5 protein-coding genes and 1 pseudogene are annotated in these 6,125 nt (G+C 72.9%); 4 read left to right on the top strand and 2 right to left on the bottom strand.

From position 1 onward, the window contains the following. Positions 1-545, bottom strand: a 545-nt coding sequence (locus tag FNH09_RS43580) for a TerD family protein (RefSeq protein ID WP_162469991.1), incomplete at its 3' end; no start/stop codon positions are given. Positions 546-840: 295 nt separating this feature from the next. Here FNH09_RS43580 and FNH09_RS43575 point away from each other — a divergent pair. The 4 genes from FNH09_RS43575 to FNH09_RS43560 all read left to right on the top strand — a co-directional run bounded on the left by FNH09_RS43575 (position 841) and on the right by FNH09_RS43560 (position 5,596). Continuing rightward, positions 841-1,293 carry a DUF6643 family protein gene (locus tag FNH09_RS43575; protein WP_152895407.1) on the top strand — a complete coding sequence of 151 codons (453 nt, stop codon included), beginning with the start codon at positions 841-843 and terminating at the stop codon, positions 1,291-1,293. Positions 1,294-1,337: 44 nt separating this feature from the next. Continuing rightward, positions 1,338-2,159 (top strand): MOSC domain-containing protein, encoded by an 822-nt coding sequence (locus FNH09_RS43570; protein WP_152895406.1) that lies wholly within the window; start codon positions 1,338-1,340, stop codon positions 2,157-2,159. 258 nt (positions 2,160-2,417) lie between these two features. Beyond that, entirely contained in the window at positions 2,418-3,023 is a 606-nt protein-coding gene (locus tag FNH09_RS43565; protein ID WP_162469989.1) for an Rv1733c family protein, read from the top strand. Between the two features lie 125 nt (positions 3,024-3,148). Next, positions 3,149-5,596, top strand: a complete 2,448-nt coding sequence (locus FNH09_RS43560; RefSeq protein WP_162469990.1) for a right-handed parallel beta-helix repeat-containing protein — start codon at positions 3,149-3,151, stop codon at positions 5,594-5,596. Here the strand turns inward: FNH09_RS43560 and FNH09_RS47375 are convergent. Continuing rightward, a pseudogene (locus FNH09_RS47375) lies at positions 5,566-6,125 on the bottom strand (hypothetical protein); the annotation flags it as partial. The gene FNH09_RS43560 and the pseudogene FNH09_RS47375 overlap by 31 nt on opposite strands.

Below are 6,125 nucleotides of genomic sequence, written 5' to 3'. Positions count from 1 at the left end.
GCCGGCGCCTGGGCCGGGTGCTGCGGTTCGTCCACCGTGATGCCGAAGTCCGTCGCCAGTCCCTCCAGCCCGCTGCCGTAGCCCTGGCCGACGGCCCGGAACTTCCAGGCGCCCTGGCGGCGGTAGAACTCGCCCAGCACGAACGCCGTCTCGACGCTCGCGCCCGTGCTGTCGAAACGCGCGTGGACGGTCCCCCGCTCCGCGTCCCGGACCTCGATGTACAGACCGGGGATCTGCCCGAACGTGCCGCCGTCGGCGGAGGCGGCGAGGACCACGGTCTCGACGGCGGGCTCCACGCGCGCGAGGTCGACGAGCAGGGTGTCGGTCACCCGGCCGCCGCCGTCCCGGCGCTTTCCCTCGTGCCGGACGGTGCCGGAGGAGTGCGCGGGCTGGTTGTAGAAGACGAAGTCCCCGTCCGAGCGGACCTTGCCGCCGACCAGCAGGAGCGCCGAGGCGTCGGCGTCCGGTACCCCGGGGCCGGCTCCCCAGCCCAATTCGACGCGCAGTGCCGTTGTCGGCACCGGCGTATTCGATCCCTTCGACATTGACATGTCCGCCCCCATCACGTCCCACTCGCCGGGCCGGGTCCCGGCCCCCATCGGGTTGTCTACGGAACCAACCTATTCCGCGCGCTGGAGAACTCCCACGAAGAGGCGGAAACCCGGGAGGTCAACCACCGGTAACCCCTCCGGAACTCGGGCTTTACGCGATCGGCACCATGCCTGGTGCCCCTTTTTCCCATGTTCGCTCGCATTGGGGATCCCAGGTCACTACGGACGCGGAAAACAACCCTCTTATCGGTCTCCCCAACCAGCACATCGTGGGCTTAACTTATGTGCCATGACCTCCCCCCGCTCCACCTATGGCGGCGGCTACTACTCCGCCTCCTTCCCGGACACCCCGATCTACGACTCGCTCGTGGCCGAACGGGGCACTCCGCAGATCGCCCCGATCCGGGTCCCCGCCGCGTACGACATGGGCAACAGCTTCCCGTCGATGGGCAGCAACCTGCCCGCGCTCCCCTCGGCGCTGCCCGCCCTTCCGCCGGCTCCCTCCCAGCCGAGCTACGGCTATCCGCAGGCGCAGCAGCCCTCCCCGCTGCAACAGGCGCCCGCCGCCTACGTCCCGCAGCAGGCGGCGCCCCGCGGCTACCCCGGTCCGCAGCCGCAGCAGCCCCGTCCGGTCCAGTCCGGCATGGGCTACGAGGCGATGCGCCCCGCGGCCGCCCGGCCCGCTCCGGCTCCCTACCAGGATCCGTACGGCAACCAGCAGCAGTACCGCGGCGGCTACTGATCCGTTTTCCTGGCCCGTCGGTGCCACCTGGCACGATGGGAACCATGGAGAAAGCGGACCTGCGGTCGATTCACGTTCATCCGGTCAAGGCGTTCCGGGCCCTGTCGCTCCGGGAAGCCGTCGTGGAGCCCTGGGGGCTGGCCGGAGACCGACGCTGGGTGCTGGTCGACGACGGGGGAAAGGTCGTCACACAACGCCAGCAGCCGCGCCTCGCCATGGCCGCCGCCGAGCTCGTGCCCGGCGGCGTCCGGCTGTCCGCGCCCGGCCATGAACCGCTGAGCGTCCCGGAGCCGGAGCTGGCCGGGACCGTGCCGGTCGAGATATTCGGCGACAAGGTGGAGGCTGTGCTCGCCGGGCCCGACGCCCACGCATGGTGCAGCGCCTTCCTCGACGCCGACGTGCGTCTCGTACACATGGACGACCCGGCCGTGCGCCGCCCGGTCGATCCCGGGTTCGCGCTGCCCGGGGAGACGGTCTCCTTCGCCGACGGCTTCCCGCTGCTGGTCACCACGACCGCCTCCCTCGACGCCCTCAACACGCTGATCGCGCAGGGCCGTCACGCCGCCGAGGGACCGCTGCCCATGAACCGCTTCCGGCCGAACCTCGTGGTGTCGGGGACCGACCCCTGGGCCGAGGACGGCTGGCGCCGCATCGCCGTCGGCGAGGTGGTCTTCCGGGTCGCCAAGAAGTGCGCGCGCTGCGTCGTGACCACCACCGACCAGACCACCGCCGAGCGCGGCAAGGAGCCGCTGCACACCCTGGGCCGGCACCGCCGCATCGACAACGGCCTGATCTTCGGCCAGAACCTGGTGCCCCAGTCCCCCGGCACGCTCCGGGTCGGCGACCCGGTCACGATCCTCGACTGAGCCGCTCCGGCAAGGACGGCTCACGGAGGCGAACGCCCGCCTGCCGCCCGCTCGGACGTCTGGACGGTGCGTCAACTTCTCGCGCTCCCGCGGGATGCCGACGCGGTTCGGGAACCCTGCCCCGGGACCCGCTCGTTGGGATTTTCGCGAGCAGTTCATGCAAGGCCCAGGCCGGAGGTGACTTCGCTCTCTTCGACCGGACCCACGCGTGAACGGCCGCGGGCGGGGATACACGGAGCGGTGAGGGGGTGCGTCACGGTGCGAGCGATCGGCGGCCTCTGGCGTTGGCGGCACAATCCGCTGCGGCGCGCGACCGACCTGATGGAGGCCTGGCTCGCCCTCGTGGCCCTGCTGTTCGTCCTCGTCGTCGCGCCGGTGACCGGTCTTCTCGTCGGCGGCGTCGCCCAGGACGCCCTCCAGCGGGCGGTCCGCGCGCAGCACGCCTCGCGGTACGAGGTGACGGCCACCGTGGTGCGCCGGCTGACCCGTTCCCCGCTGGAGGCCGACCCGGAGACCTCCACCCTGCGGGACAGCCGCAGTCGCGTGACCGCCGACTGGACGGCGCCGGACGGCACCGTGCGGCACGGCCCGGTCGTCACGGCCCTCAAGACCCCGCACACCGGCGACCACTTCACGCTGTGGACCGACGCGCACGGCACCCTCGTGGCCCGCCCGCTGGACCCGGTGACGGCGACGACGCACGCCGTCCTCGCCGGACTGGGCGCGGCCATGCTGACCGTCGGTCTCGTCGAGGGCATGAGACGGCTCGTCCTGTGGCGTATGGTCCGCCGCCGGTACGCGCGTTGGGACCGGGCCTGGGAGCGGGCGGGCCCGGACTGGGGCCGGACCGGCACCGGGAGCTGAGGGCGCGGCGTCCGCCCGGCCGCCTTCGGCCTCTGGTCAACCCACCGTGCGTGCGCACGCTACGGTGGACCGGCCGATACTTCGGCATCGACCCGCGTACGACGAGGTGGGGGCACGGCAACGCCATGGCACAGGGCACGGTCCAGGTGACGCACACCGGTACTTCGAGGTGGCGGCGCCGCACAGGTGAGTACGCGTCGCTCGCCGCAGCCCTGGAGGCCGCGGCCGAAGGTGACGTCCTCACCATCGCCCCGGGTACCTATCGGGAGAACCTCGTCGTCGAGCGGGCGGTGACCCTGCGCGGTCCCGAGGGCTCGGCCGGCTCGGTGCGGATCGCGCCCCTGGACGGAGTGCCGCTGACGGTCCGTGCGTCGGCGGTCGTCCAGGACCTGCACGTGGAGGGACAGGACGCGGCGGCACCTGCGCTGCTGGTCGAGGACGGCGCGCCGGAGCTGCACGACGTCCGGATCGTCACCCGGTCCGCGGCCGGCATAGAGGTGCGCGGCGCCGCCCGGCCCACCGTGCGGCGCTGCACCGTCGACAACCCGGCGGGCATCGGCATCGCCGTGGTCGACGGCGGTGGCGGGGTGTTCGAGGACTGCGAGGTCGTCGCCTCGGGGCAGTCCGGGGTGATGGTGCGCTCGGCCGGTCATCCACGGCTGGAGCGCTGCCGGGTGCACCACACCTCGGGTGCCGGGCTGAGCGTCACCGGGGACAACTCCGCGCTGGAGGCGGTGGGCTGCGAGGTCTACGAGGTGCGGGGCAGCGGCGTACAGGTCACCGCACGGGCCACCGCCCACCTCACGGACTGCGACGTGCACCGCACCACGGCCGACGGCGTCACCCTGGACACCGACGCGGTGCTGACGCTCGCCGACTGCCGGATCCACGACATCCCCGAGAACGCGGTCGACCTGCGTTCCCGCTCGGTGCTGACGCTGACCCGCACGACGGTGCGCCAGTTCGGCCGCAACGGGCTGTCGGTGTGGGATCCGGGTACGCGGGTGGACGCCAACCAGTGCGAGATCTTCGACAGCACCGGCGACTACCCGGCCGTGTGGGTCAGCGACGGCGCGACCGTGGTCCTCGACTCCTGCCGGGTGCACGACGTGCCGGACGCGCTGTTCGTCCTGGACCGCGGCTCGCGCGCGGACGTCGTCGACAGCGACCTCTCCCAGGTCCGCAACACCGCCGTGTCGGTCAGCGACGGGGCCACCGCCCAGCTCGACGACTGCCGGATCCGGGACGCGGCGACCGGGGCCTGGTTCCGTGACCACGGCAGCGGCGGCACCCTCAACAACTGCACCGTGGACAACACCCAGACCGGCGTGATCGTCACCAAGGGCGCCGACCCCACCATCGAGCGGTGCACCGTCGACTCGCCCGCCGAGGCCGGGTTCTACGTCTCCGCGGGCGGCCGGGGCAGCTTCCTCGGCTGCCGGGTCACGGGCAGCGCCGGCTACGGCTTCCATGTGCTCGACGGCTGCCGTACGACGCTGCGCAAGTGCCGTACCGAGCGCTGCGCGCGTGGCGGGTACGAGTTCGCGGAGGGCGGCGCGGACTCCGCGCCCGGCTCGGGCCCGGTCGTCGAGGACTGCACGAGCGACGAGAGCGCGGGGGTGCGGGCGCCCCGGGCACCGGAGCCTGAGCAGACCGTGCAGCAGACGGCGGCCCGGTCCACGGGACTGCTCGGCGCCATCCCCGGCCAGCGCGTCACCGAGCAGGAGCCGCTGATCCCCGTCGTGCCGCCGGAGCAGCAGACGCGCACCTCCACGGACGTGCTCGGTGAACTCGACGCGCTGGTGGGCCTGGACAGCGTCAAGCGGGAGGTGCGGGCCCTCACCGACATGATCGAGGTGGGCCGGCGCCGCCGGGAGGCCGGGCTGAAGGCGGCCTCCGTCAAGCGTCACCTCGTCTTCACCGGCTCCCCCGGCACCGGGAAGACGACGGTCGCCCGCCTCTACGGCGAGATCCTCGCCTCCCTCGGCGTGCTGGAGCGGGGGCATCTGGTCGAGGTGTCGCGCGTCGACCTGGTCGGCGAGCACATCGGTTCCACGGCGATCCGCACTCAGGAGGCGTTCGATCGGGCGCGTGGTGGGGTGCTGTTCATCGACGAGGCGTACGCGCTCTCCCCGGAGGACTCCGGCCGTGACTTCGGCAAGGAGGCCATCGACACGCTGGTGAAGCTGATGGAGGACCACCGGGACGCGGTGGTGGTGATCGTCGCCGGGTACACGGCCGAGATGGAGCGGTTCCTCTCGGTCAACCCCGGTGTGGCGTCCCGCTTCTCCCGGACCATCACCTTCAGCGACTACGGTCCCGGGGAACTGCTGCGGATCGTGGAGCAGCAGGCCGAGGAGCACGAGTACCGGTTGGGCCCGGGGACCGCCCAGGCCCTGCTGAAGTACTTCACGGACCTGCCCAAGGGCCCCGCCTTCGGCAACGGCCGTACGGCCCGGCAGACCTTCGAGGCGATGGTGGAACGGCATGCGGGCCGGGTCGCCCAGGTCGCGGAGCCGAGCACGGACGACCTGACCCTGCTCTACGCCGAGGACCTGCCCGAACCGTCCTGAGGCGGGCCGCCGGTGGGGCGGGGGCCCGGCACCTCCGGCCGCAACCGGGCCAGCAGTCGCTGCCGTTCCCGCGCGAACACCGGGTCGGCCTGGTAGTCGGAGTGGCCGAGGACGGGTGCGGGCAGCGGGTGGCGGTCGGTGCGGCCGTACGCCATCGGGTCCTTCAGCGGCGCCCGGTCCACCTCGGGGCCGCAGTCGCCGGGCAGGCGCACCGGGCCGCCGATGGGGTCGGTGAGGCGGTGGAGGTTGCGCCAGCAGGCCACCTCCCGGTGCAGTGAGCTCAGCGCGCCCGGCCCGAAGTGGGCCGGGAACCAGCGGCCGTAGAGCCGTTCGAGCGGGGAGCCGTAGGTCAGCAGGGCGACCCGGCCACGTTCGGACGGTGCGAGTTGCCAGAGGGCGGCGGCCGCGAGCACGCTGCCCTGCGAGTGCCCGGAGATCACCAGGCGGCCGCCCGTGTCGCGGGTCCAGGTGGCCATCCGCCAGGTCAGGTCGGGGACGGCGCGCTCGGCGTAGCAGGGCGGGGCGAAGG

It is taken from the genome of Streptomyces adustus (assembly GCF_009377175.1).
GTDB classification, from domain to species: domain Bacteria; phylum Actinomycetota; class Actinomycetes; order Streptomycetales; family Streptomycetaceae; genus Streptomyces; species Streptomyces adustus.
The sequence above is the reverse complement of the archived record's forward strand: the minus strand, read 5'-3'. Positions and strand labels throughout refer to the sequence as shown.